At 60.4% G+C, this 26,237-nt stretch carries 20 protein-coding genes; 9 read left to right on the plus strand and 11 right to left on the minus strand.

Features of this window, described 5'->3' with window-relative positions:
- Positions 1-165: 165 nt before the first annotated feature.
- On the minus strand, positions 166-1,026 hold the full coding sequence (locus tag HX814_RS25100; protein WP_177009505.1) for a universal stress protein: 861 nt from the start codon (positions 1,024-1,026) through the stop codon (positions 166-168).
- A 151-nt stretch (positions 1,027-1,177) separates the two neighbouring features.
- On the opposite strand from HX814_RS25100, the gene HX814_RS25105 reads away from it, so the two are divergent.
- Positions 1,178-1,780 carry a tRNA-(ms[2]io[6]A)-hydroxylase gene (locus HX814_RS25105; protein ID WP_008431008.1) on the plus strand — a complete coding sequence of 201 codons (603 nt, stop codon included), beginning with the start codon at positions 1,178-1,180 and terminating at the stop codon, positions 1,778-1,780.
- On the opposite strand, the gene HX814_RS25110 is transcribed toward HX814_RS25105, so the two are convergent.
- Both HX814_RS25110 and HX814_RS25115 read right to left on the minus strand, forming a co-directional pair.
- A complete protein-coding gene (locus HX814_RS25110) occupies positions 1,736-2,935 on the minus strand; it encodes an MFS transporter (RefSeq protein ID WP_177009506.1) in 1,200 nt (399 codons plus the stop codon). The genes HX814_RS25105 and HX814_RS25110 overlap by 45 nt on opposite strands.
- A 31-nt stretch (positions 2,936-2,966) precedes the next feature.
- On the minus strand, positions 2,967-3,353 hold the full coding sequence (locus tag HX814_RS25115) for an ectoine synthase (protein ID WP_003217559.1): 387 nt from the start codon (positions 3,351-3,353) through the stop codon (positions 2,967-2,969).
- Between the two features lie 246 nt (positions 3,354-3,599).
- On the opposite strand from HX814_RS25115, the gene HX814_RS25120 reads away from it, so the two are divergent.
- On the plus strand, positions 3,600-4,307 hold the full coding sequence (locus HX814_RS25120) for a winged helix-turn-helix domain-containing protein (protein WP_003217561.1): 708 nt from the start codon (positions 3,600-3,602) through the stop codon (positions 4,305-4,307).
- The gene (locus HX814_RS25125; RefSeq protein ID WP_177009507.1) at positions 4,308-5,585 is read left to right on the plus strand and encodes an ATP-binding protein; all 1,278 of its coding nucleotides are present in this window, start codon (positions 4,308-4,310) and stop codon (positions 5,583-5,585) included.
- Positions 5,586-5,720: 135 nt separating this feature from the next.
- On the opposite strand, the gene HX814_RS25130 is transcribed toward HX814_RS25125, so the two are convergent.
- The gene (locus tag HX814_RS25130; protein WP_087693017.1) at positions 5,721-6,524 is read right to left on the minus strand and encodes a MipA/OmpV family protein; all 804 of its coding nucleotides are present in this window, start codon (positions 6,522-6,524) and stop codon (positions 5,721-5,723) included.
- Between the two features lie 6 nt (positions 6,525-6,530).
- Entirely contained in the window at positions 6,531-8,354 is a 1,824-nt protein-coding gene (locus HX814_RS25135) for a serine hydrolase (RefSeq protein WP_177009508.1), read from the minus strand.
- A gap of 197 nt (positions 8,355-8,551) precedes the next feature.
- Here HX814_RS25135 and HX814_RS25140 point away from each other — a divergent pair, with 197 nt between their 5' ends.
- Positions 8,552-9,223, plus strand: a complete 672-nt coding sequence (locus HX814_RS25140) for a DUF3313 domain-containing protein (RefSeq protein WP_177009509.1) — start codon at positions 8,552-8,554, stop codon at positions 9,221-9,223.
- Between the two features lie 30 nt (positions 9,224-9,253).
- On the opposite strand, the gene HX814_RS25145 is transcribed toward HX814_RS25140, so the two are convergent.
- From HX814_RS25145 to HX814_RS25155, 3 genes are all read right to left on the minus strand, one after another.
- Complete coding sequence (locus HX814_RS25145; RefSeq protein WP_003217572.1) at positions 9,254-10,654, minus strand: DUF1254 domain-containing protein; 1,401 nt, start codon at positions 10,652-10,654, stop codon at positions 9,254-9,256.
- A 233-nt stretch (positions 10,655-10,887) separates the two neighbouring features.
- Entirely contained in the window at positions 10,888-11,247 is a 360-nt protein-coding gene (locus HX814_RS25150) for a response regulator (RefSeq protein WP_003217574.1), read from the minus strand.
- 216 nt (positions 11,248-11,463) lie between these two features.
- On the minus strand, positions 11,464-15,030 hold the full coding sequence (locus tag HX814_RS25155) for a hypothetical protein (RefSeq protein WP_256344040.1): 3,567 nt from the start codon (positions 15,028-15,030) through the stop codon (positions 11,464-11,466).
- A 280-nt stretch (positions 15,031-15,310) separates the two neighbouring features.
- Here HX814_RS25155 and HX814_RS25160 point away from each other — a divergent pair, with 280 nt between their 5' ends.
- From HX814_RS25160 to HX814_RS25180, 5 genes are all read left to right on the plus strand, one after another.
- Positions 15,311-18,808 (plus strand): response regulator, encoded by a 3,498-nt coding sequence (locus HX814_RS25160; RefSeq protein WP_177009510.1) that lies wholly within the window; start codon positions 15,311-15,313, stop codon positions 18,806-18,808.
- Positions 18,809-19,624, plus strand: a complete 816-nt coding sequence (locus HX814_RS25165; protein WP_003217583.1) for a protein-glutamate O-methyltransferase CheR — start codon at positions 18,809-18,811, stop codon at positions 19,622-19,624.
- Positions 19,621-20,220 (plus strand): chemotaxis protein CheB, encoded by a 600-nt coding sequence (locus HX814_RS25170; protein ID WP_008431027.1) that lies wholly within the window; start codon positions 19,621-19,623, stop codon positions 20,218-20,220. Before HX814_RS25165 ends, HX814_RS25170 begins: the two co-directional genes overlap by 4 nt.
- Positions 20,214-21,407, plus strand: coding sequence for a hybrid sensor histidine kinase/response regulator (locus HX814_RS25175; protein ID WP_003217587.1), 1,194 nt, complete (start codon positions 20,214-20,216; stop codon positions 21,405-21,407). Before HX814_RS25170 ends, HX814_RS25175 begins: the two co-directional genes overlap by 7 nt.
- A gap of 78 nt (positions 21,408-21,485) precedes the next feature.
- Positions 21,486-21,863 (plus strand): response regulator, encoded by a 378-nt coding sequence (locus HX814_RS25180; RefSeq protein WP_003217591.1) that lies wholly within the window; start codon positions 21,486-21,488, stop codon positions 21,861-21,863.
- Positions 21,864-21,893: 30 nt separating this feature from the next.
- Here HX814_RS25180 and HX814_RS25185 read toward each other — a convergent pair whose 3' ends face one another.
- The 3 genes from HX814_RS25185 to HX814_RS25195 all read right to left on the minus strand — a co-directional run bounded on the left by HX814_RS25185 (position 21,894) and on the right by HX814_RS25195 (position 26,233).
- A complete protein-coding gene (locus HX814_RS25185; protein ID WP_008431031.1) occupies positions 21,894-23,564 on the minus strand; it encodes a response regulator in 1,671 nt (556 codons plus the stop codon).
- A complete protein-coding gene (locus HX814_RS25190) occupies positions 23,561-25,063 on the minus strand; it encodes an ATPase domain-containing protein (RefSeq protein WP_102369051.1) in 1,503 nt (500 codons plus the stop codon). Before HX814_RS25190 ends, HX814_RS25185 begins: the two co-directional genes overlap by 4 nt.
- Before the next feature lie 111 nt (positions 25,064-25,174).
- A complete protein-coding gene (locus tag HX814_RS25195) occupies positions 25,175-26,233 on the minus strand; it encodes a lipopolysaccharide assembly protein LapB (RefSeq protein ID WP_102369052.1) in 1,059 nt (352 codons plus the stop codon).
- Positions 26,234-26,237 lie beyond the last annotated feature (4 nt).

Consider the following 26,237-nt stretch of genomic DNA (forward strand, 5'->3'; position numbering starts at 1 on the left):
ACGGTCCAAAGCCGGAGTGAGGGTACACCGAGCCTAGGCGAGGTGCCGAGTGGTGGGGCAAGAGCCTTTTGGTTACTTTTGGGCTCCTTTCAAAAGTGACCCGCTGTAAGAGCGGAACCAATACAAGCCATCACCCAAAAACGGATATGCCCCCAAAAAGAAGCATCACCCATTAGCCAGCTCTTCCAGATGATCCATCAACTCCTGCGGCTTAAGCACCAACACATCACTGTCCACCGCATCCAGCACTACCTCCGCCGTATTCCCGATCAACGCCCCGGAAATCCCGGTGCGCGCCACCGTACCAATGATGGTCACCGCCGCCTGCCACTTGTGCGCCGCGTGAGGAATCAACACATCCGCCGGCCCTTCCTCGATATGCAGATGAGTGTCGTCAATATCAAACTCCGCCTGGAACGCCTTGCACTGCTCACGATAGCGTGCCTCGATCGTCTCCTTGAGCTGAAATACCGGATCCGCCGCCGACAGCATCGGCGACGGATGCGCACTGATCACATGCAACTGCGCCTTCGCCAAACTCGCGATATCAAAACCATGATCAATGATCGAGTTATGCAGCGCCTGGTGCTCCGCATCAGAGTTCCCCACATCAATCGCCGCCAGAATCACCCCGCCAGCCCAAGGCCTGGACGTCTTCACCAGCAGCACCGGAGTCGGGCAGTAGCGCATCAACTTCCAGTCGGCAGGCGTCAACAGCGCCTTTTTCAGCGGGCTGTCAGCGAAATGCTGCTTGACCACCAACCCACACCCCTCTGCCTGCTGCACGTCGATGATGGTTTCATGCAGGCTGTCATTCCACGCCTGTTCGGTGGTGACGCTGTAGCCATCCTCCTGCAAACCGGCCTTCAGCAGGCTCAACATCGCCGAATGCTCATGCCGCTTGTCACACACCAACAAATGCAAATGTGCCCCGGTGACGCCGGCAATCAGCTTGGCGCGCTTGAGGGCCAGGCTTTCCGAATGCTCAGGCTCGATGACCACCAGGATGCTGCGTATGGCTTGCATGGTCGGGTTCTCCAAAAAAGGGTGGGCGTGGAACAACTATAGTTGCTGCCCGGCACACGTCATGTTGATGCACATCAAGCCCGGTAGCTGGCGGTCTGCGGCGCGGTCGGTATAATCGCCGGCCTTTTGTGAATCTTTGCCCGTGAGCCCGATGAACCTGCCAGAAATCCACGAATTCCTCGGTTGCCGCACCCCCGACGGCTGGGTCCAGGCCGCGTTGGCCGACCAGGAAACCCTGCTGATCGACCACAAGAACTGTGAATTCAAGGCCGCCAGCACCGCCTTGAGCCTGATCGCCAAGTACCATTCCCACGTCGACCTGATCAACCTGATGTCACGCCTGGCCCGGGAAGAACTGGTGCACCACGAGCAAGTCATGCGCCTGATGAAGAAGCGCAAGATCGAGCTGCGCCAGCTGTCCGCCGGCCGCTACGCTTCGGGTTTGCGCAAGGTGGTGCGCAGCCATGAACCGGTCAAACTGGTGGATACCCTGGTGGTCGGCGCGTTTATCGAAGCCCGCAGTTGCGAGCGTTTCGAAGCACTGGTGCCGCATTTGGACGAAGAACTCGGCAAGTTCTATTTCGGCCTGCTTAAAAGCGAGGCCCGGCATTTCCAGGGTTACCTGAAACTGGCTTACCAGTACGGCGACGCCAAGGACATCGCCCAGGTCATCGACCGTGTACGCGCCGCCGAGCAGGAACTGATCGAGTCACCGGACGTCGAGTTCCGCTTTCACAGCGGCGTGCCAGCCTGACACAACCGCTGCACCGAGCAACGCGGTGATCCCGGCGAGTATCAGGATCACCGCCTGCGTCCCCAGCGGCGCCGCCAGCAGTGCGATCAGCAACCCGGCCAGCGGCTGCGAGAGGTTGTTGAGCAAGGTCAGCACGCCCACCGTCTTGCCAAAGTCCCGGGCCGGGATTACCCGTTGTCGGACGCTGCGGATGTACACGTTGAACATCTTGTCGAAACCGGTCAGCAGCAGGAAACCCACGGCATAAGCCCACACATTCGGGCTGATGGCCGTGATCAACGCTCCCACGGCAATCATCGAATACGACAAACCGCCCAGCACCTTGAGCGGCAGGGAAGCGCGCGCCAGGAAAAACAGGATGGCGATGGTCACCAGCGCGCCGGCCGCCTGCAACCCGGCGTAGGTGTCCTTGCCGGCGGCGTATTGGCCAATGACCATCGCGGCGGAAGTGGCGAGGGTGACGCCGATGATCAGGTTCACACCCACCGCCAGGGCGATAATCCTTTTCAGCTCCGGCAGGTCGCGGATATGCCCGAAGGCAACGCGCAACGGCTGCAGCCAGATGTCGTTGTGCTGCTCGAAGGTTTCAAGATTGACCGTGGTGTGGCGTTGCCAGATGCGCATCGCCAGGTCCGCCAGCAGGAACAGCCCTGCAACTCCCAGCACGACCCAGTGCCAGGCCCAGACGCCCAACATCAGCGCGGCCACCAGCGGGCCCAGCACCAGCCCGGTCTGGTCGGCAATCTGCGAGTAGGACAAGGTCTTGGCGTAGGTGTAATGCTTGAAGATATGCGGCAGCAGCACTTCCCGGGCCATGATGCCCTGGGTGGTCAACACGCCGCACAGCGCCGAAAGCATGACAATCCAGTAAATCCCGTCGAACATTCCATACAGCAGCACCGCCGCCACACACGCCAGCGCCCGGTACACCTGGCTGATATGCAGGACGCGCACGGCGGGATATTTGTCGCACAACGCCCCGCACACCGGGAACGACAGGTACCGCGGCAAGGATTCGACAAAAAACGCCAGGCCCGCCCAGGACACGCTGTTGGTGGTCTGGAACACGATCAGCGGCACGATGAACAACAGAATCTGGTCGGCCAGGCGTGACAGAAACAACGAAATGAAGAAAGCCAGGTAATCCTTGCGCATGGTGTGCTCGTGTCCGTGAGTCAAATTGTCGTCAGTAGCCGGAGCCGGATTTATCCGTGAGATTGTGGCGCTCGTCGCCCTTGAGCGGCGGGTTGAATACGCTGACCAGCACCAGGTCCTGCTCCTTTCCGCCTCTTAGATAATGGCAGTCGTGTTGGTCCAGCGCATAAATATCACCGGGGCGGATCGGGTAGACGTTACCGTCCATATCTTCGACTTCACCCTCACCGGCGATGCAGTAGCAAGCCTCCAGGTGATTACGGTATTGCAGCAGTGACTCGGTGCCGGCACGCACGACGGTGTGGCAGACGGTATAACCCATCCCGTCCTTTTCCGTCAGCAACCGATGGCTGGTGCCAGCGCCCCATTCGACAAAGTGCGCGGTGTTTTCTATGTCTGATTTGTGACGAACGAACATGGTTTTCTCCCGCTATGTAGGTAGAGGGCCATGATTCTCTTGTGTTTGTGGTGTTGTCATCAGCGACACTTCCGAAAAGCGTGTGGGGCGCATCTGGCGGACGGTACCGAGTTAAAGACTGCGGTGAAACTGTTAAAAACTCTTAAAAGCATGAAGCTTCGTCGGCCAGTGATGGCCAGCTGCTTTAGTCTGCCGGCTTGCCACCTATAATGCGCACACTTCAATCCGCGCGTGCACTGGAAATTTATGGATAACTTGGGTCTCGGCAAGGTCTTGCTCGTGGAGGACGATGAGAAGCTGGCAGGGCTGATCGCCCATTTCCTGTCCCAGCATGGCTTCGAGGTGCTGGCCGTGCACCGCGGCGACCTGGCGCTGGCGGCGTTCCTGGAGTTCAAGCCGAAGATCGTCGTGCTCGACCTGATGCTGCCCGGCCAGAGCGGCCTGCATGTGTGCCGTGAAATTCGCAACGTGTCCGACACACCCATCGTGATCCTCACCGCCAAGGAAGACGACCTCGACCACATCCTCGGCCTGGAGTCCGGCGCCGATGATTATGTGATCAAGCCGATCAAGCCGCCTGTGCTGTTGGCTCGCCTGCGCGCCCTGCAACGTCGCCAGGCGCCGGAACCCACGGTGCGCGGCGCCCTTGAGTTCGGCCGCCTGGCCATCGACCGCAGTTGCCGGGTGGTGAGCCTGGGCGGGGAGAAGATCGACCTGACCACCATGGAATTCGAACTGCTGTGGTTGCTGGCCAGCGCCGCCGGGAAAATCCTCTCCCGCGATGACATTCTCAACCGCATGCGCGGTATTGCCTTTGACGGGCTCAACCGCAGCGTCGACGTGTACATCAGCAAGCTGCGCGGCAAGCTCAATGACAACCCCCGGGAACCGGTGTGCATCAAGACCATCTGGGGCAAGGGCTACCTGTTCAATCCGTTCGCCTGGGAGGTCTAGATGTTAAGGCTGTTTCTGCGTCTGTATATCATCCTGGCCATTGGCTTGGCCGGGGCGATCTGGCTGGTGAACTACACCTTCGATGAGCTGTTGCCGGAAGCCAACGAAACCTACAACCGCGAGGCCCTGCGCGGCCCGGCGTATGGGGTGGTGGAACAATTGCGGCCGGTGACGGGGGAAGCGCGCGCCGCCCGCCTGGCCGAGTTGCAACCGCACTATGGGCTGCGCCTGGCGCTGGTGCAGCGGGACAGGCTGAAACTCACCGAGCGTGAACAGCAACTGCTGGCCAGTGGCGAGTTGGTGGTGCGTGGGGATTTCATGGAGTTCATCTCCAACATCGACGGCGGCCACCAACTGCTGGAAATCAAACTGCCGGAAGAGCCTAAGTGGCTGTACATGTGGGCCTATGGCTTTCTCGGCCTGTGCCTGGCGATTGTCCTGTACTTCTGGGTTCGGCCCCATTGGCGTGACCTGGAGCATATCCGCCTGGCCGCGCAACGTTTCGGTGACAACGATCTCGGCTCGCGCATCCTGCTGCCGCGCCGTTCTACCGTGCGCGAGCTGGCGGGGCACTTCAACCAGATGGCCGAGCGCATTGAAAGCCTGATCGCCAACCAGCGCGAGTTGACCAACGCCGTGTCTCACGAGCTGCGTACGCCGATTGCGCGGCTGTCGTTTGAGCTCGACCAGCTCAAGCAACAGGCCGATCCACGGGAGAGCCGCGCACTGATCGCCGACATGTATGCCGACCTTGGCGAGCTGGAAGAAATGGTCTCGGAACTGTTGACCTACGCCAGCCTGGAACGCGGCGCCACGCAGATCACCCGGGAAAGCATCGAGGCCCACAGCTGGCTCGACAGTGTGCTCGGCAGCGTTGCCCTGGAGGCCGAGGCGGCAGGCGTGCAGTTGCTGCTGCGCACCTGTGAAGTCGATTACATCCGTATCGAGCCGCGCTTTATGGCACGGGCGGTGATCAACCTGTTGCGCAATGCAATTCGCTATGCCGACCGGCGCGTGGAAGTGTCGCTGGTGAAGTTTGGCACCGGCTATGAAGTACGGGTCAATGACGATGGGCCCGGTGTGCCGGTGGAAGGGCGAGGGAAGATTTTCGAGCCGTTCCTGCGCCTGGACGCCAGCCGTGACCGCCGCACCGGTGGCTTCGGCCTCGGCCTGGCGCTGGTGCGGCGGGTGTGCCAATGGCATGGCGGGCAGGTTGAAGTGCTGGATTCGGAGTGGGGCGGGGCATCGTTCCGGATGACCTGGGCGTATGCCGAGTAATCATCCAGGAGCCATGGAGATCAAATGTGGGAGCGGGCTTGCTCGCGAAGGCGGTGAATCAGTCGTCGGATACATTGACTGAAACACCGTCTTCGCGAGCAAGCCCGCTCCCACATTTTGATTGGGTTACCAAAGTTAGAACGTGTACTCGACCATCCCCATCACCGACGTCTGCAAGCGTCTCTCCACAATCGGGCTTTGCCCGGCCTTGTCTGCCAGGTACTGCACATCCAGCAGCGTCGAAAACTGTGTGTGTTCGCTGATCGGCAAGCTCCACACCAGATTCATCCCGTTGCTGATGTTGCCGCCGCTGGCCTTGTAGGCCTTGAAGCGACTCTGTGCGGCCTGGCCGGTGGTGACGCCGTACCAGGTCTGCAGGTAGTTGCTGTCGCCAAAATGGCTGCTGAGGCTGGCATCCAGCGAACCGTAGTCGCCGTCGTACAGATTGGTGCCCAGGCTCAGTTCCAGGTGGGTGAACGCCTTGCCGGAATCCTTGTGATCATCTTCCTCAAGCGCATGCTCCAGGGTTGCGCCGAGAATCACCCCGCCCAGGTTATAGCTGCCACTGACACCCACCTGGGCGCGAGTCTTGATCTCGCCCATACCCTTGAGTTTCTTCGAGCCCGGGCGCCCGGTCTTGCTTTCGTCCTTGCGTGAGCCGCTGGCGCCGACGTAGGCGCTGAAGCTCGCACCGCCGCCGTCATAACCCCAGCCCAGGCCCTTGTCGGTGTCGAGGAAAATCCCCCACGGGCTGACGATGGCCGCCCCCAGCACCGGCGCGGTGACTCGCTCGTCGCTGCCGCTGTAGCGGGGCAGGTTGGCCACGCCGGCCTTGAGGGTGTATTCCCAGTCGTCGGCCAGCAGGGTGTCGGCGCTGGCCAGCAGGCACAGCGACGTCAGGGACAGGCACAGGTGTTTTGAACGCATGATGGTCTTCATGTGAGGTCAGAGACTCAAGGGGTTGTGGGGAGAATCGGTACGTTTGAAGTGGTAGCCGGAGGCGCTCAGGCCGTTGACCTGGCGACTCACGGTATCGCCCAGGCCATAGCCGTTGCCGGCCAGCACCGCGTGGGCGTTGTCCACGGGCAGCAGGATGTAGTCGGTCAGCGGCTCGTCGTGCAGTTGGCCGCGGATCACCAGGAAGCCGTTTTCCAGGCGCACGCTGATGCCGCTCAGGGGCGCGTCGGGCTCATGGGTGTTGAGCACTTGATAGGTGCCGATGGTGTCGGCCCAGGCATTGCTCAGCGGGGTCTGTTCGATGCGTTCGCCCACCGGGACGCGTTGGCCGTGGCTGCGGGCGGTGAGCATCTGGCGCCCTTGCACCGTTACCACATCCAGCTGCACACGGCCCAGTTCGCCGAGGTCCTTGAGCCAGAAGCCGAGGAATTTCTGTTGTGCCCGCAGCCAGCCCTGGCCGTCGCGCAGCAGTTCGAAACGGGTGTCGGCCAACTCGCCATACAGCTGGCCGTTTTCGTCCTTGATACGGAAGACACCCCAGGCCGTGGCGTAGAAACCCGCCAGGCGCCTGCGGTCGATCGCGGCGGGCACCTGGCGGATTTTCAGGCCGTGGGCGGGCGCCTGGCAGTTGTCGGCACACACCGGGTCGCCGGTCTGGGCCTGGAGCATCAGGCGCAGGGTGTCGGTGGTCAGGGACACCACCATCTCTTCGGCGTTGCTGTCGTTGGCCATCACGATCACGGCCAGTTGCTGGTCCGGCAGCATCGTCAGTTGCGCCGCGAAATCATCTCCGCCACCGCTGTGCTGGAAGGTGCGAATGCCGGGGCCCACCGGCTCATCGCCGCAAGGGGCGAGAAACCACCCCAGGCCCATCTGGCAGTCGAAGTCCAGGGCGTTGCCGGTGTTTTGCTGGCTGAACATCTCGTCAATCGACTGGCTGCCCAGTACCTGTCTGTCTTTATAGAGGCCCCGGGCGAAGAGCATGCGCACGTAGTGGCTGAGGTCCTTGGGGCTGCTCCACAAGCCACCGGCCGCAAGGTCGCGCACCTGGGCGTCGGCGCTGACGGTGCCGTCTGCATAACCCCTGGCGCGAAAGCCCGGTTGCGCGCCGGTGCCGACGAAGCTCGACTGGTTCATCTCCAGGGGCTTGAGCAGGCTGCTTTGCAGTCGGGTTTCGAAATCCTGCCGACTGCTGCGTTCGATGGCGGCGCCGATCAGGGCGTAGCCGAGGTTGGAATAGGCCACCTGGGTCCCCGGTGGCGTGCTCAGCCAAACCCCTGAAATACGCATCGGCATCTGGCCCATGGCGAAGGTGTTGCGCACGTCCCGCAGGTGTTCGCTGGGCAGACCGGACTGGTGGCTGAGCAGGCGGCGCAGGGTGATGTCGCGGTCGGCGGCAGCCTGGTCGGAATGAAAGCGCGAGCGTACGTAGAACTCCCGCAGCGTGTCCTGGATCGGGGCGTCGAGGGCCAGGCGCTGTTGCTCCACCAGTTGCAGGGCGGCGGTGGCGGTCAGCAGTTTGGAGAGGGCGCCGGCGCGGAACGCGGTGTTGGGGGTGACGGGTTTGCCCAGGGCCTTGTCGGCCAGGCCAAAGCCCTGGGCCCAGATCAGTTCCTGGCCGTTGACCAGGGCGATGGACAGGCCGGGTATGTTTTGCCTGGCCATTTCGCTGGGAATGCGTTTTTGCAGGTAGCGGATGATTGCGCTGTAGTCGCCCTTGGGAATGGGCGGCGGGGCCGGCGGCTGGCCGTGGCAGCCGAGGCTGCCCAGCAGGCAACCCAGCAGCGGAATACTGCGCAATGTGCGAAACATGATGAGCACCCGAGGGGTGGTTTGGATGCTCGAATGCTAGGGGCGGGCCGTCGATGAGTCTTTGTGAGCTTTGTCGGGAAACTGTCAAAGACTGTTAATACAGGCCGCCCCTAGCGGGTTTGCTCCATTGCCGCAGCTCCAGCATCAGCTATACCTAATGCTCAACGCTTCCTCAACGTCAGCCAAGGAGTCTCGCGATGAAACTGGGAATAATGATCAGCACCGTGTGTATTGCCACGATCGGGGTGATGGGGTGTTCCAGCAAGGTGACGCAGCCGGACGAATACTCCGGGTTTCTCTCCGACTACAGCAACCTCAAGGAAGCCAAGTCGCCATCGGGCGCGCAGGTGATGCGTTGGGTGGACCCCAACCTGAGTCTGAGCCGCTATAACGCGGTGTACATCGAGCCCACCCAGTTCTACCCCAAGCCGCAAGCCAGCACCAAGATCCCTGAAAGCACCTTGCAGGGCATCAGCACCTACTACAGCCAGGCGCTCAAGCGCGAACTGGAAAAGTCCTTGCCGCTGGCCGACGGACCAGGCCCGGGCGTGATCGTGGTGCGCGCGGCGATCACTGCCGTCAGCAGCAAGACCGAAAGTCTCAAGCCCTATGAGTACATTCCTGTCGCCCTGGTGGTCGCCACGGTCAGCACGGGCGCCGGGATTCGTGACCAGGAAACCACCTTGGGCACCGAAGCCCAATTCCTCGACGGTGCCAGTGGCAAGGTGGTCGCCCAAGTCGTGCGCAAAGGCACCGGTAAACCGTTGGCAAACGACTCCCAGGTGATGAAAGCCGATGACGTGAAAAACGTCATCGACGGCTGGGCGTCGGACCTGCATCAATCGTTTTTGAAGCTTAAAAAGGGCTAAGCCTCAAACGGTGCGCGACTTGAGCGGGTGCTATTTGATCGGTGTGAGCGGTGGCTGCTTCCATTGCCCGTTACCCACTTCAGGCTTGGGCAGGTAAATGCGCAATAGGGCATAGAACGGGCCGGGTGGTGCTGGCAGCCAGTTGCTTTGTTCCGCCTTCGGTGGCTCGTGGTGCGCGACCAACAGCGTCAGGCCGCCATCGGCGTCGAGCTTGAAGTTGGGCAACATCCCCGACGTGAGCACGTAGCGCTTCTTCAGGTTGGGGGTCAGCAGATTGGTCTTGGCGTTGTACATGGTCAGTGACCAGAATGCGTCGGTCGGTGGCAACTGGTCCTTGGCGAAGTGCAGGGTGTAGCTGTGGCGTGCGCCGTTGGCGGGTTTGCCCTCGCTGTCCACGGAGTAGCGCAGGTAGGCCGTTTCATCGCCGGAGTTGCCAAACAGGTGCAGGTTGGCGCCAGCGTAGCGGTACAGGTAGTTGTTTTGAAGGTGGTCGCGATTGCCGAACAGGTCTGCACTGGATACTTGATGGGTATCGATCTTGTCTTTTTTGAAGGCTGCATACTCGGCTTTGCCGTCGGCGATGCCGTCATCCAGCGCTTTGCGTTGCTCAACCGTCAGGGCCTTGAGGTCGAACGGTTTACCCGCCTCGACGCCGATCCTGGCAAAACGCGCGAGCACGTCTTTCTCACTGTCCTGCGGTGCTGCGTAGGCCAGCATGAAGTTCAGATAGCGGAACAGATGCACGCTGTCGCTCATGTTCGGCGTAGGCTTGGGCCAGGCAATTTTCGGCGGCTTGATGGGTTTGGGCTGCTTCACGTAGCTGCTCAGGGTCTGGACCTTATAGCCGCCCTGGATCTGTCTGACTTTGCCCAAGTCCTTTTCATCGAACAATTGAGTGCGGTACAGGGCGTAGGCGATGTTGCTTTCGCTGTACACGACGCGGTCGATATCGGTTGGCTGCTGGCCTTTCCAGCCCGGGCCGGCAATCATGTAGTGGCCACCGTTGTTACCGGTGCTGCGGGTGCCCAGATAGCCGAAGTTCTGCGTATAGAGGTCGACCAACTGCACGGCGTAGTAGCGGTTGTCTTCGATCCTGGGCAGGGTCAACACCACGGGCTCGGCCCGCAGATCGAGCCAGACAAAGGAGTTGGGCGTGTCCGGGTTGGGGGTGGGGATCGCTGTATCTTTAGGGGTTATCGCCTGCGCGGTGTTCCCGATGTGGTTGAACGGCGCCTTGAAGTTCGCCCCGGTCTTGTCGACAGCCTGGGTGTAGAGAGTCTTGTACATCTCCACCACCGGGAAGCCATAAAGATAGGCTTCCTTGGCGATGGCCCGGGCTTCACTCGGCGTGGCGGTGAAATCGGCCCAGGCGCCGGTACTCATGAAAATCGAGAGGCTCGCCAACAGCAGGCGCGTCGGTGTTCGAATCATGTTGTTGCGTCCTTACTGAGTCAGTCGGATGTCGTCGAGTTTTCAGCTGTTATAAAAGCAGGCTCCGGTGGGCGCGTACAGTCGCAACTAGCTGAACCTTTGCGTGTCAGGCAGAGTTTGCACTCAGTTGCTCGGGAAGTCTTTTGGCACGTGAGGTTCAACGCAAAGATCTATCGATCAGTTGACATCAACGAGATCAAGTGCCGCCTGTGAAAGGCGGCATCGGGGGGCAGTCAAGGCAGTATGGACTTGACCTTGTCACGCAACTGATCAATCGAGAACGGCTTGCCGATCACCTGCATGTCGGCTGGCGAATCGATATTTTCGGCATAACCGCTGGCGAACAGGATGGGCAGGGCGGGGCGTATTTCACGGGCCTTGAGGGCGAGTTGCTTGCCGTCCATGTCCGGCAGGCCGACGTCGGTCATCATCAGGTCGATGGTCTGGTCGGTGTCTTGAACAATTTTCAAGGCTTCTTCGGCGTCGGCCGCTTCAAGCACTTGGTACTCCAGCTCTTCGAGGACATCGACGATCAACATGCGCACGATGGCGTCGTCTTCGACTACAAGGATGGTGGAGGGGGCGGCTGACATAGTGGAGGTTCCCGAACAGTGGAAGGGGCAGGTCTTGGGCAATGGGAAGACCGTTTTCATCCTGAGTATTGTCGGTCCCGGCAAGTTCCCCAGATAAGCAAAACATTGTGCCGGTAACGGCTACAAATGTCGCGTATCACCGCCACTCACTTGCCAGGGGCTTGCTGGAACAACCAGCAAGCCCCTGGCATGGTCTCAAGCTGCCGGTTTTATCGGTTAAAGGGATCCGTACACCAACCCATGCACCCGGCTCTGGTTCTCGCTTGCCTTGAATGTGCTGACCGTATATTCCGGGTTTGTCGGCGTCCCAAACGCTCCCGGGATAAGCTGCGCCTTACTGTTGGCCAGCGATTCCTTCATTCCTTTCTTCATGGCGTCCTCGGTCGGAAAATTGACCAATCCGAAATTGGGGTCGAAATAGAACCATTTTCGCGTGCCACCTTCCACGATCACTCCCGCTGTCATCGCGTGGACGGGCGTGGCGATGATGAGTGTCTTGGACGTCGTCGCGTTGGCCAGGTCATCGATGATGGCCTGATAGGACTTTTGCGTGACGACTTCGGCCGAGTGCGGTCGCTTTCTGAAGTGATCCTGGGCTTCGCTCATGTCCTTGATGAACCTCGCCGATTTTGGGTTGGTTTCCTTGGTCGCCGCCGCAATGAAAAGCTTGTCGATGTACTCGTCCTGTTTTCCAACGGACACGGCGTAGGCCATTGCGTTGGCTAACACGCCACATTCGCCTCCGGTCACCGTGTCCACCTGGCTCAAATAGAAATTCTGGGGCATGCCCCTGAGCTTGATGCCGGGGATGCGCTCAATTTCGGCTTTGTAGAACTCATAGTTTTTAAGGCCGACTTCTGATCGCTTTTTGCCTATTGACTGTGCCAGGGCGCCGATTTCTTCGGGGCTTCGATTCGGCTTAAGTGCCAGTTCCATGAGCTCTGCGATATCCATGGAGCCCGAGTAGCCCGGGATGTCATCCACTACCCCGTTGTTATAGCCACGCATATACGCATCGTGGCTCGTTGTTCTGGCGTGTTCCTGCGTAGCCTTGAATGAGTTGGATAATTGCTTGGAGGGTGTGTTTTGCGCCGTGGTGGCCGGCCCTCCGACAAAGTACTCCCAGAAGCTTTCAACGTTGTCCTGGACCGACACGGTCTGTGGCGTGAACCCCTTCAGCGGTGGGCCATAGGGTTGTTTCTTGAGGGCGTCGTACGCGTACCATTCGCCCTTGTTCAATACAGCGGAGGCTTCGACGGTTTGATCCGCCAGCTTGATGGTGCCGATTGCCGCGACGCCATGTTCCTTGCCGGCGGCTTTCAACAGGTCATAGCTGCCGGCTGCCCCCTTGAGTTTGTTTAGCCCGTTAATGCTTTTTTCGACTACAAACTTGCCGCCCCGGTTAATCAGTCCTGCGCCTCCCAGAAGCAAATCGCCCAAGCCGCCCACCGGGTTCAAGGCGCCGATGGTGGCGACACCGATCTTTTTGGCAACATTCAGCGCCTTGGCGCCTGCACTGAGGGCTTTTGTGCCCGCCTGTGCCGCTTTGGACGAACCCAGGCTGACAAAGCCCAGCAGGTCCAGCTGGAGGTCAATCGCCCCCTCCAGGTAATTACCCTTGGTAAAGTTGGCAATCGCTGACTTGAAGGGAATGAGGTCGAGGAAGAAATGGGTCACCTTCAACTCGGTTTCCATTTGCTTGTCGTACGTCGTGGCGCCTTTGGCTTGCTTGACGACATCCTCGTTGCCCAGGTCGAGGTTTTCGACAAATGCATCCGCGATGTACTGGGTACGGGCGGTGGCAAAGCTGTTGGGAGGCAGTGGGTTCGTGTCTGTACTGGCTGAGCGCTCGGGCTCACTGGCCTCTGAAGCGTCGAATTTTTTTATTCTGTTTTCCTCGATCGCCAGTTCCCAGGTACTCGCAGAGAAATCCTGGGGCGTTACTTTTTTGATGCTGCCGTTTTTTATGTCCAGCCTATAGGTAACAGGTTCCGTGCCACCCTCTACCTGTATCAGCAGCTCATTTTTAATCGGTTTGAAAAGCGAGGTGACCAGGTTTGGGCCCAATTGATAAACAGAGGGCTGGTAAAAAGTGAGGTTGCCCTGCTCGATGTTTTTTCGATCTTCCAGCGGCAGGCTGGCGATCAGGTGCTTTACGGTGGTGACAACCCCGTCGTTCAACGACTTGATCGACGCTTCAAACTGCTTTTGAAATGTCGCGTTTACGTCGAACTTGAGCGACTGGCCTTCCAGTGCCTGGGTGATGTCTGGATCCTTGGATTCCCAGGTGTAATCGCCCAAGCCACTCATGGCGATGTCCAGTAACGAATGCAGGCCCGCAGGTGCGCGGTTAGGGTCGTAGAGCGGTACGCCAAACTGTTGTTGGCGGGTGTCCTTCACCGTCAGGGCCTTTTTTTCAAACGGCACATCCTCGCCAAATCGCTCTTTGAGCTGGGCCAGTGCAATGGCCTTGCGGCTCGGGATATCGGTCTCCAGCAGGGTGGAGGCCTTCATGCGTTCATCCACCTGTTGAGTGAACTCGACGCGTATCGCTTCCAGCTGGTCGGGGCTGTAGGCATCGTCGGGTTGTTTGCTGATAACGCCGTTGGCCACGGCCCAATCAATCAGCGCTGCCCTCTGTGCGCTTTGGGTCACGGCGGGCTCGGCGAGTGCAGCGCTTTCGGCCTTGAGCATCACTTGGGCGAAAGTCATGTTCGGTACCGAGCCCGGCGACTGCGCTTCAATCGACGCCGCCGCAACCGCCAGGTTGACCCAGGCCGGGCTGCCATAGGTCACGCTGGCCGGGATGTCTTTGATCAGGAACTCCGGGGCTGTTCTTGCCAGCAATACGTAAGCACCCGCCTGGGCCATCTCGGGGCTCGTTCTGCCCTCGCTCGACAGGTGTGCGCTCAGCCCGTTGACGATGGCAGAGGCCGGCTTGCCCCAATGTTCTTCACTGGCCACGTCGAAACCGGCCAGTTTGTTCCGTTGAGGCGCCTGGACTGACTCGGGATCCATCTGTGCACTGATGGCGGCCAGCAGGTAGTCGTAATGGCTGTTCTTGGTCTCGATACCATTGAGCCCGCGCTGCAGGGCCTGGCCCATCAGTTGGCCTTCGGGCGAGCTTAAAAGAAACTCGAGGATCTTCGCCGGGTCGTTCAAGGCGGCCACAGGAATGGGATTCTGGTACGCGAGAAAGTCCAGGACGCTCTTTGTCTGCGTGACTTGCGGCTGATCGCCGAGGTGGTGGGCGTGGTTCATCGCAAGCAGGCGCAACTGAGTTTGCTGGTTCTGGTCCAGCGGTGCGGGCCAGGACAGGGCACCGCCCAGGTCACCGAAAGGGTGGGCGGCGATCCTGACGGTCGCTTCCAGTTTCAGCTTGAGCAACTCGGCCTTGGAGGTTGGCAGAGGCACCCCGTTGGCATTCAGGAATGCCTCCAGGCTTTGGTTGACCCTGGTCCCCATGTCCAGGGTGTTGTGATGGGACGAGTCCGGATGAATGGCCATTTGTGTGAGCTTCAGGACGGACTGTACATAGGCGGCGGTGTCGTAGTCTTGCAGGGCCGGGGCTGCGAGGTTGATGGCGTCCAGCAGGTTCTGCCAGTTCTGCCGGTCGGCCATGGGCTGTTTCAGCACATCGGAGCGGCTGGCGGCTGATGCTGGCGCTGCTGCAACGGCAGGGGGCGTGGCTGGCTGGGGGCTCAGGGACGATGCCCCGGAAGCAGGGGAGGAAAAGAATTGGGGCGCAGGCTGTTGCACGGAGAGGTTGCTGACATTTTGCATCGGTGGGTACCTGTTTTATTAGGAGATACGCGCCTTTTCCGAGGAGGTTCCCTGTTCCCCACGGCACCCCTTTGGGTGGGGCGGCCCACACACAACGTTCCAGGCTCACTTCGGTTCCCATGTAAGAAGGAAAGTCAATTGCCGAGTGTTAAAAACACATCCATTCGTCTATTTATCAATGGGTTATGTAATCCATGTCGCTACGGGTAGCAGAAAAATAGCGCTCAGGCGCAACTTTGGGGCAAACTCCTCGTTTTTCCGTATTGGCCAAGGCATGCCCATGACTCCCGCGTCGTCTGTCGATGAGAAAAGCTTCCGTAAATTGCTGGGCCGCAACGTGGCACTGCCGTTGGGCGTTGGCGTGCTCAGCGCGGTGTTTTTCGTCGTTCTGATCACCTACCTGTTGTCGGTGATCCAGTGGGTCGAACACACCGACCGGGTAATCAACAATCTCAACGAAACCTCGAAACTGACCGTGGACCTGGAAACCGGCATGCGCGGCTTCCTGATTACCGGTGACGAGCATTTCCTCGACCCGTACGAAGTGGCCAAGCCGCGGATCATTTCCGACTTGCGCAACTTGCAGGCACTGGTGGCGGACAATCCGGAGCAGGTGGACCGGCTCAAGCGTCTGGAATCGTTGCAACAGGCGTGGAACACCTACGCCCAGTCGATGATTGACATGCAGCGGCAAAACGGCGATTACCGCACCGCCGTGAAAGCCGGGCGTGGCAAGAGCCTGACGGACGAGATTCGCAAGGAGTACGACCGGGCGGTGGCGATGGAGCAACAGTTCCGCATCACCCGCAATGAAGACGTTACCCGCACCACGATCATCAGCGTCACCTTGTACCTGGTGTTTGTGCTCGGCCTGAGTGGCTTCCTGGCGTATGTCGGCCGAAAAAATCTTTTAGAACTTTCAAACAGTTACAGCGAAAACCTGATGTCGCAGCAGAGGATCGCCAAGCGCCTCGAGCAGCAAGCCTGGTTGCGCAACGGCCAGACCGAGCTGGCCGAGCAGGTCCTTGGCCAACTGACGCTGAACCTGCTGGGGCGCAACATTTTGCAGTTCTTTGCCCAGTACATGGGCTCGGCGGTGGCGGCGTTGTACGTGCGTGAAGAGCACGGCGGCCTCACACGCGTGGCTACTTATGGCTTCTCCCGCGAGCAGGAGCAGCAGGAACAGTCGATCTACAACGACGAAGGCATCGTCGGCCAATCGGCCCGGCAGGACCGCCTGATTCGCCTGGACGATGTGCCGGTGGATTACTTCAAGGTCAGTTCCGGCCTCGGCGAAGGTGCGACCCGCAGCGTGCTGGTGGTACCGACCAGCGATGATGGCCGGGTCAACGGGGTGATCGAACTGGGTTTCCTGCGTGCACTCGATGACCGTGATGTCGAACTGCTGGAGTTGATTGCCGACAACATCGGCACCTCCATCGAAGCCGCGCGTTATCGCCAGCGCCTGCAGGAAGTGCTGGCCGAAACCCAGCAGCTCAATGAAGAGCTGCAAGTGCAGCAGGAAGAGCTCAAGACGGCCAACGAAGAGCTGGAAGAACAGTCGCGCATCCTCAAGGAGTCCCAGGCCCACCTGGAAACCCAACAGGCGGAGCTGGAGCAGACCAACGAACAATTGGCCGAACAGACCCAGACCCTGGCCGAGCAGCGCGATGCCATGGACCAGAAGAACGTCCAGCTCAACCGCGTACAGATCGAGCTGGAAGAGCGTGCCGACGAGTTGCAGCGCTCCAGCAAGTACAAGTCCGAATTCCTCGCCAACATGTCCCACGAGCTGCGCACGCCGCTGAACAGCTCGTTGATCCTGGCCAAGTTGCTGGCGGAGAACCCCCAGGAAAACCTCAGCGCCGAACAGGTTAAGTTCGCCGAGTCGATCTACTCGGCCGGTAACGACTTGCTCAACCTGATCAATGACATCCTCGATATCTCCAAGGTCGAAGCCGGTAAGCTGGAAATGCGCCCGGAGAACACCAGCGTTGCGCGCCTGGTGGATGGGCTGCGCGGCATGTTCGAGCCGCTGGCGGCCGACCGCAAGCTCGGGTTCCAGGTGGAGGTGCAGGAAGGCTCGCCACACATGCTGTTCACCGACCGCCAGCGCCTGGAGCAGATTCTGAAGAACCTGCTGTCCAACGCCATCAAGTTCACCGAGAAAGGTGAGGTCAGCCTGTCGGTATCCCGGGCACCGGGGGAGGGCATCGCCTTTACCGTACGCGACTCGGGGATTGGCATCGCCCCGGACCAGCAGGAAAGCATCTTCGAGGCCTTCCGCCAGGCCGATGGCACCACCAACCGTCGTTACGGCGGCACCGGCCTGGGCCTGTCGATTTCCCGGGACCTGGCGAACCTGCTGGGCGGCTATATCAGCGTCACCAGCGAACCTGGCCAGGGCAGTATCTTTACCCTGGTGGTGCCCGAGCACTATGTAGAGCGTGACGAAGACGCCCCGGCGCTGGAACAGCCGCGCGCGGTAGTCCCTGTGCCTGCACCGGCGCCGATCAAGGTGTCGCCGATGCCGATCGCCCACGAAGCGCAGATCCCGCGCTTTATCGATGACCGCGACAAGGCTCCGTTCGCCACGCGTTGCATCCTGGTGGTGGAAGATGAGCCCAACTTTGCCCGCATCCTCTTCGACCTCGCCCATGAACTGGGTTACCACTGCCTGGTGGCCCATGGCGCAGACGAAGGCTACGCCCTGGCGGAACAGTACATTCCCGACGCGATCCTGCTGGACATGCGCCTGCCGGACCATTCCGGCCTGACCGTGCTGCAACGTCTCAAGGAACATGCCGGGACCCGCCATATCCCGGTGCACGTGATTTCCGTGGAGGACCGCGTCGAAGCCGCCATGCACATGGGCGCCGTGGGCTATGCAGTCAAGCCGACCACCCGCGAAGAGCTCAAGGATGTGTTCGCCCGCCTGGAAGCCAAGCTGACGCAGAAGGTCAAGCGTGTGCTGCTGGTGGAAGACGATGACCTTCAGCGAGACAGCATTGCCCGCCTGATCGGCGACGATGATATCGAGATCACCGCCGTAGGCTTCGCCCAGGAGGCCCTGGACCTGCTGCGCACCCACATCTACGACTGCATGATCATCGATCTCAAGCTGCCGGACATGCTCGGCAACGAGCTGCTCAAGCGCATGTCCATCGAGGACATCTGCTCGTTCCCGCCGGTGATCGTCTACACCGGGCGCAACCTGACCCGCGATGAAGAGGCCGAACTGCGCAAGTATTCGCGCTCGATCATCATCAAGGGCGCGCGTTCCCCCGAGCGCCTGCTGGACGAGGTGACACTCTTTCTGCACAAAGTCGAATCGCAGTTGTCCCATGAACGCCAGACAATGCTCAGGACTGCCCGCAGCCGCGACAAGGTGTTCGAGGGCCGCAAGATCCTGCTGGTGGATGACGATGTACGCAATATCTTCGCCCTGACCAGTGCCCTGGAGCACAAGGGCGCGATTGTCGTGATCGGCCGTAATGGCCGCGAGGCGATCGAGAAACTCAATGAAGTCGATGACATCGACCTGGTACTGATGGACGTGATGATGCCGGAGATGGACGGGTACGAGGCCACCGCCTTGATCCGCCAGGACCCGCGCTGGCGCAAGCTGCCGATCATCGCGGTGACGGCCAAGGCCATGAAGGACGATCAGGAGCGCTGCCTGGCGGCAGGCTCCAACGATTACCTGGCCAAGCCCATCGACCTGGACCGGTTGTTTTCATTGATTCGCGTGTGGCTACCCAAGATGGAACGGATTTAATTGGAACGAAGCACTGACATCGAACTGCGCTTGTTGATTGAGGCGATTTACCTCAAGTACAGCTACGACTTTCGCGACTACTCCGGCGCTTCGGTCAAACGCCGCGTGGCTCATGCGTTGCGTCAGTTCGACTGCGCCACCATCTCGGCCTTGCAGGAACGGGTGCTGCATGACCCGACGGCGTTCATGCAGTTGCTGCAGTTCCTGACGATTCCGGTCAGCGAAATGTTTCGCGACCCCTCGCACTTCCTGGCGATTCGCAAGGAAGTGGTGCCGCTGCTCAAGACCTACCCGTCGATCAAGATCTGGATCGCGGGCTGCAGTACCGGGGAGGAGGTGTATTCCATGGCCATCCTGTTGCGTGAGGAAGGCCTGCTGGAACGCACCATCATCTACGCCACCGACATCAACCCCCGGTCCCTGGAAAAAGCCAAGCAGGGGATCTTTTCCCTCGAGAACATCCGCGCCTATACCCACAACTACCAGCAGGCCGGTGGCCAGCGTTCGTTTGCCGATTACTACACGGCGGCTTACGATCATGCGATCTTCGACAAGACCCTGCGGGAGAACGTGACGTTTGCCGATCACAGCCTGGCCACCGATAGCGTGTTTTCCGAAACTCAATTAATTTCCTGTCGCAACGTATTGATTTACTTCAATAAAAAGTTGCAGGATCGGGCGTTTGGACTGTTCCATGAGTCGCTGTGTCACCGCGGCTTCCTGGTGCTGGGCAGCAAGGAAACCCTGGATTTTTCCGCCTACAGCAAACAGTTCGAACCCCTGGTCAAGCAAGAACGGATCTACCGAAAATTATGAATGAAGCTACTGCCAGCCCGGTATCCGGGATCGAGGCCATTGTGATCGGCGCTTCCGCAGGCGGTGTCGAGGCATTGCTGAGCATTTTTGGCGAGCTGCCGGCGAGCTTCGGCCTGCCGATCATTACCGTGCTGCATTTGCCCGACGAGCGCCGCAGCCAGTTGGCGGAAGTGTTTGACCGTCGCGTATCGATGAAGGTGGTGGAAGCGCGGGACAAGGAAGTGATCCAGCCCGGTACCCTGTATTTTGCCGGCCCCGGTTATCACCTGTCGGTGGAGCACGACCGCAGCCTGTCACTGAGCCAGGAGGACCGCGTGCACCATTCCCGCCCGGCAATCGACTACCTGTTTGATTCAGCCGCCGATGTCTACGGCAAGGGCTTGCTGGCGATTTTGCTGACGGGGGCCAACCAGGACGGCGCCCGGGGCCTGGCCCACGTCAAGCAGAGCGGCGGTACCACGGTGGTGCAGGACCCTTTGGAGGCGCGCGTCGCCGTGATGCCCCGGGCCGCCCTGGCGCTGCATGAACCTGACCATATCCTCACCTTGAGCCGCATCGGCACCTTGCTGGCTTCCCTGGAATCCTCCCCATGTTAAGTACTGTCCAGGCCAAACTGCTGATCGTCGACGATCTGCCGGAAAACCTGCTGGCCCTTGAAGCGCTGATCAAGCGCGAGGACCGCCAGGTCTATAAGGCATTGAGCGCCGACGAGGCCTTGTCGCTGCTGCTGGAGCACGAGTTCGCCATGGCCATTCTCGACGTGCAGATGCCGGGCATGAACGGCTTCGAGCTGGCCGAGCTGATGCGCGGCACCGAAAAGACCAAGAACATTCCCATCGTGTTTGTCAGCGCTGCCGGCCGTGAGCTCAACTATGCGTTCAAGGGCTACGAAAGCGGCGCCGTGGATTTCCTGCACAAGCCGCTGGATATCCACGCGGTCAAGAGCAAGGTCAACGTATTCGTTGACCTGTACCGCCAGAGCAAGGCGATGAAGCAGCAGGTTGAAGCCCTGGAGCAAAGCCGGCGCGAGCAGGAAGCCTTGCTCACGCGCTTGCAGGCCACCCAGGCCGAACTGGAGCAGGCCGTGCGCATGCGCGATGACTTCATGTCGATCGTCGCCCACGAAGTGCGCACGCCCCTCAACGGGCTGATCCTGGAAACCCAGCTGCGCAAGATGCACCTTGCCCGGGACAACGCCGCAGCGTTTACCCTGGACAAGATGCATGCCATGGTCGACCGCGATGAGCGGCAGATCCAGAGCCTGATTCGCCTGATCGAAGACATGCTCGACGTGTCGCGCATTCGCACGGGCAAGCTGTCAATTCGCCCCGGTCGCTTTGACCTCACGCAACTGGTGCACAACCTGCTGGAAAATTTTGCGCCGCAGGTGGCGGCGGCGGAGTCTTCGGTGGCCTGGGTCCAGGAAGGGCCGGTGGTGGGCAACTGGGATGAATTCCGTATCGAACAGGTGGTGTCCAACCTGTTGACCAACGCCTTGCGCTACGGGGCCAAGAGCCCGGTGGAAGTGCGGGTGTACGCCGAGCATGGCGAAGCACGGGTAGAAGTACGTGACCACGGGATCGGCATCAGCGAAGACAACCAGAAGCGTATTTTCCAACAGTTCGAGCGCGTGTCGGCCAACCATGCCGTGGCGGGCCTGGGCCTGGGGTTGTTTATCTCCGAGCAGATTATCGCGGCCCACGGCGGGACCATTGAAGTGGAAAGCCGGATAGGCGAGGGCGCGCTGTTCCGCGTCTGCCTGCCCCTGGAGGCCGGGGCATGAAATCAATCGCAAATCCGACGCAACCTCTGCGTGACCCCATGGTCGTATCAGCAGCAATTGACCGGACAAAGGCTTCCCATGAGTGAAGATGCACAAGATGTTGTACTGATCGTCGAAGATGACGAATCGATTATGTTTGTGTTGGGCGAGTACCTGGCGGGCCTGGGGTATCGGGTGTTGAAGGCGATTGACGGTGAGCAGGCGTTTGAAATCCTGGCCACCAAGCCGCACCTGGACCTGATGGTGACCGACTACCGCCTGCCTGGCGGCATTTCCGGGGTGCAGATCGCCGAGCCTGCGATCAAGCTGCGACCGGAATTGAAAGTGATCTTCATCAGCGGTTACCCGCAGGAGATTCTCGACTGCAACAGCCCGATCACGCGCAATGCGCCGATCCTGGCCAAACCGTTTGACCTGGATACGTTGCAGGAACATATCCAGCGGCTGTTGGCTTAACGTCTTGAGAAGAGGGAGCACACTCCCTCTTCAAGCCTTGATCATCTCCCTCACCTTTGCCGTCAACAGATCAAAGGTGAACGGCTTGGTGATCATCTGCATGCCCGGGTCCAGAAAACCGCCCCGTACAGCCGCATGCTCTGCATAGCCGGTAATAAACAACACCTTCAACTCGGGCCGCACCTGTCGGCCGATCTCCGCCAGTTGCCGGCCGTTCATGCCGGGCAGGCCAACGTCGCTGATCAGCAGGTCAATGCGCTGGCTGGACTCGATGATCGGCATGGCGCTGTCGGCATCACCGGCTTCGACGAAGGCATAGCCCAGTTCACTCAGCACGGCGCTGACCAGCACTCGCACGGCCGGGTCGTCCTCGACGATCAGCACGGTCTCGCCGGCATTGGCGAACGGCAGCAATGCCGGGTTGAGCGGTTCATCTGCAATGACCTCGCCGACATACCTCGGCAGGAACAGGCTGACGGTGGTGCCTTGGCCCACCACACTGTGGATCGACACATGCCCGTGGGATTGGCGCGCAAACCCGTAGATCATCGACAACCCCAGCCCGGTGCCCTGGCCGATGGGTTTGGTGGTGAAGAACGGGTCAAATGCACGGCTGATCACGCTCTCGGGCATGCCGCAGCCGGTGTCGCTGACGCTCAGTTCCACATAGTCGCCAGGGGTGAGGGTGCCGTAGGCTGCGGTAAACACGCTGTCGAGGTGGCGGTTGGTGGTTTCCACCACCAGTTTGCCGCCATTGGGCATTGCATCCCGGGCATTGATGGCGAGGTTGAGCAGGGCGCTTTCCAGCTGGTTGGGGTCGGCTTCGGCGGTCCAGAGTTGCTCGGTCAGGCGGATATCCAGGGCAATGCTTTCATTCAGGCTGCGTTGCAGCAGCTCACCCATCGAACTCACCAATTGATTGATCTGTACCGGTTTTGAATCCAGCGACTGGCGACGGGAAAACGCCAGCAAGCGGTGGGTCAGGGCGGCCGCGCGGTTGGCTGAAGTGACACCCAGGTCGATCAGGCTGTCGAGGTCTTCGGTGCGGCCCCGAGCCACGCGCCTGCGCAGCAGTTCCAGGCTGCCGATGATGCCGGTCAGCATGTTGTTGAAGTCATGGGCGATGCCGCCGGTCAATTGGCCGACGGCTTCCATTTTCTGTGACTGGCGCAACGCTTCTTCGTTATTGCGCAACTGCGCCGTACGTTCTTCCACCTGTTGCTCAAGGGTTTCCAGGGTGCTTTGCAGGCGCTGCTCGCTCTGGCTCAGGTCGATCAGCCGGTCGCGGGCCTCGTATTGCCGACGACGTCCGCGCAGCGCCGTGGTCACGAGGCTGATCAGGGTGATCGGGTGGAACGGACGCTCCAGGAACGTCACGTTGCCCAGCAAGGTGCTCAGGTGCGACGAGCCATTCTGTTCGCTGCCGCCGTGGTGCGTCATCAGCACAATCGGCAGGTCTGACCACGCCGGTTGTTGATGCAGGTGCGTGAGCAGCGGTTCCAGGTCGATACCGCGCAGGGCTTCGGCAGCAATGACCAGCAAGCCGGCACCGTGCTCCAGCTCCTCGCAGAGCATCTGCAAATGGCTGGCGATGATGCCGTTGAAACCAGCCTCATTGAGCATCATCAACGCCAGGGAGCTGTCGCGACCCAGGGGCGCCAGAATGATCGCCCGTTCGAAAATGGCCGGCAGGCCACTCATGAACTTTCATCCTTGAGCAGCGGGTTGTCGGTGCCCATGTAGGTCGGTACGCCGCGCAATACACCCTGGAACGCATCAAGCGGTTCGCCGATGGTCATGCCACGACTGCCGATGCGGTATTCGCGAATGGTCGATTCGTGGCTGCCGGTGCGTTTCTTGATGATCGAAATAGCGCGCCGCACCTTGCCCAGCGCTTCGAAGTAACGCAGCAGGATCACGGTGTCGGCCAGATAGGTAATGTCCACCGGCGCCTGCATGTCGCCCACCAGCCCGTGCTGGGCGACGGTCATGAAGGTCGCGGCGCCACGGCGGTTGAGGTACAGCAGCAGTTCGTGCATGTGCAGGATCAACGCGTTCTCTTCCGGCATCGCGGCCTGATAGCCATTGACGCTGTCGATCACCACGGTCTTGATCCCGCGTTCGTCCACACAGCGGCGCACCCGATGGGAGAACTCGCCGGGGGACAACTCGGCGGCGTCTACCTGTTCGATCAGCAGGTTGCCGGTGGCTTGCAGGGCCTCCAGGTCGATGCCCATGTTCTTCATGCGCTCGAACAGCAGGCCCAGCTCTTCGTCAAAAATGAACAGCGCGGCTTTTTCGCCCCGGGAGACGGCTGCCGCGGCAAAGATCATCGAGATCAGCGATTTGCCGGTACCGGCCGGGCCCAGGATCAAGGTGCTGGAACCTGTCTCGATCCCGCCGCCCAACAGGGCGTCCATCTCGCGGATGCCGCTGGTAAGGGTCTGGCGGTTGTAGCCGCCACGGTGCTCGGCTGCCACCAGGCGCGGGAACACATGTACGCCGTCTTCCATGATGGTGAAGTCGTGAAAACCGCCACGGTACTTCTGGCCACGGTACTTCACGATCCGCACGCGGCGGCGCTCGGCGCCGTAGTTGGGGGTCAGTTCTTCCAGGCGAATCACACCGTGGGCCACGCTGTGTACGGTCTTGTCGAGGGACTCGGTGGTCAGGTCGTCCAGCAGCAGCACGGTGGCGTCGTAGCGCACGAAGTAGTGCTTGATCGCCAGGATCTGCCGGCGATAGCGCAGGGAGCTTTGCGCCAGCAGGCGGATTTCCGAAAGGCTGTCGATCACGACGCGGGTAGGTTTGACCCGTTCCACCACTTCGAAGATCTGCCGGGTGGCTTCGCCCAGCTCAAGGTCCGAGGAATACAGGAGGCTTTGCTGGTGCTCGGCATTGAGCAGGCTTTCGGGGGGAGTCAGTTCAAAGATGTGAATGTGTTCGTCCAGGTCCCAACCATGGGACTTGGCACCCTGGCGCAACTCGCGCTCGGTTTCCGACAGGGTGATGTACAGCGATCGTTCGCCGTTTTTTGCGCCGGCCTGGAGGAAATGCAGGGCCACGGTGGTTTTACCGGTGCCGGGTTCACCTTCCAGCAGGAACAAATGGCTACGGGAAAGCCCTCCGGCAAGAATGTCGTCCAGACCTTCAATACCGGTGGCCGCCTTTGCTGTGAACAGCTCTTTGGATGTAGACAAGAAGTGCCCTCGGGTCACAAATAAGTAGTCGGCAGCGCCGTCTGGGGCGCGCCATATTTACTTGACCTTGGCGCCGTGTGGCGGTTCAACGTTTTGTATCAAATACCGCTTTTACAGGCCCTGTTGCAGCGCCGGGTCATCCGGATTCTGCTGTTCAAGCTGTGCCAGCAGCACCTGCACATTCTGCAACTGGCCGGTTTCCTTCCAGTAATTGACCAGCAGCACCCTGGCTTTGCGATTGGCCGGGTTGCGCTGGATGATTTCTTCCAGCTGGCGCTGGGCGGCCTCCAGTTCCTGCTGGGCGTGCAGGGTGGTGGCCAGGTCGTAGCGGTAATCCTGATTGTTCGGTTCGAGCTCCACCGCCCGGGACAGGCTGAGCAGGGCAAAGGCGCGCTCGCCATGGTGCAGCAGCCACATGCCCAGGGCATGTTGCAGGTAGGCCGAATCGGGGTGGGCCTGCAACTGTTTGGCCAGGAGTTGGCGGGACTCGTCGACCTTGCCCTGCTTGTCCAGCAGTTCAATTTGCGCGACCACGGCTTGCAGGTTGTCCGGTTGCAGGCGCATCGCCTGCTCCAGGGCGTTTTGTGCGTCGGGCAGCAGCGCGCTGTGAATGTACAGGCGTGCCAGCTGGATCCAGCCTTCGGGGCTTTCGGGTTGGCCCTTGAGCAGCTTTACGTATTCGTCGAGCACTTGCTGCAACGGGCCGAAGTACAGGCCCAGGGTATCCGGGGACAGCCCGAGCAAGGCATTGGCCGCGGCAAACCTGACGCTTTGCTCGGGGTCATCCAGCAGTGGCCCGAGCAACAGCGTGCGCTGGCCGCTGGGCACCAGGCCGACAATGCTGTGAATCGCCGCCTCGCGCACCATTGGCGCGTCGTTGGCCAGATCCTTGTCCGCCAGCTTGAGGGCCTGGGGGCTGGGGTAGTTGGGCAGTTCGGCATGCAGGGCGGCGCGGCGCACATCGGAGAGGTCCGGGCGGCCCAACTGTTGATACAGCACCCGGGCAGCGCCGGGTTCACCGTTGTGCGCCTGTTTCAAGGCCTTGGCGTAACCATGGGCGATGGCCGGGGGCACCACCACCGGCGTGGTGCGGGTGAAATACCAGGTGATCAGCACAATAAACAACAGGGCGCACAGGCCGACGATGGAATAACGGCGTGACTTTGACATGCAG

Origin of the sequence: Pseudomonas sp. C8002 (genome assembly GCF_013385765.1) — a bacterium.
Lineage (GTDB): Bacteria > Pseudomonadota > Gammaproteobacteria > Pseudomonadales > Pseudomonadaceae > Aquipseudomonas.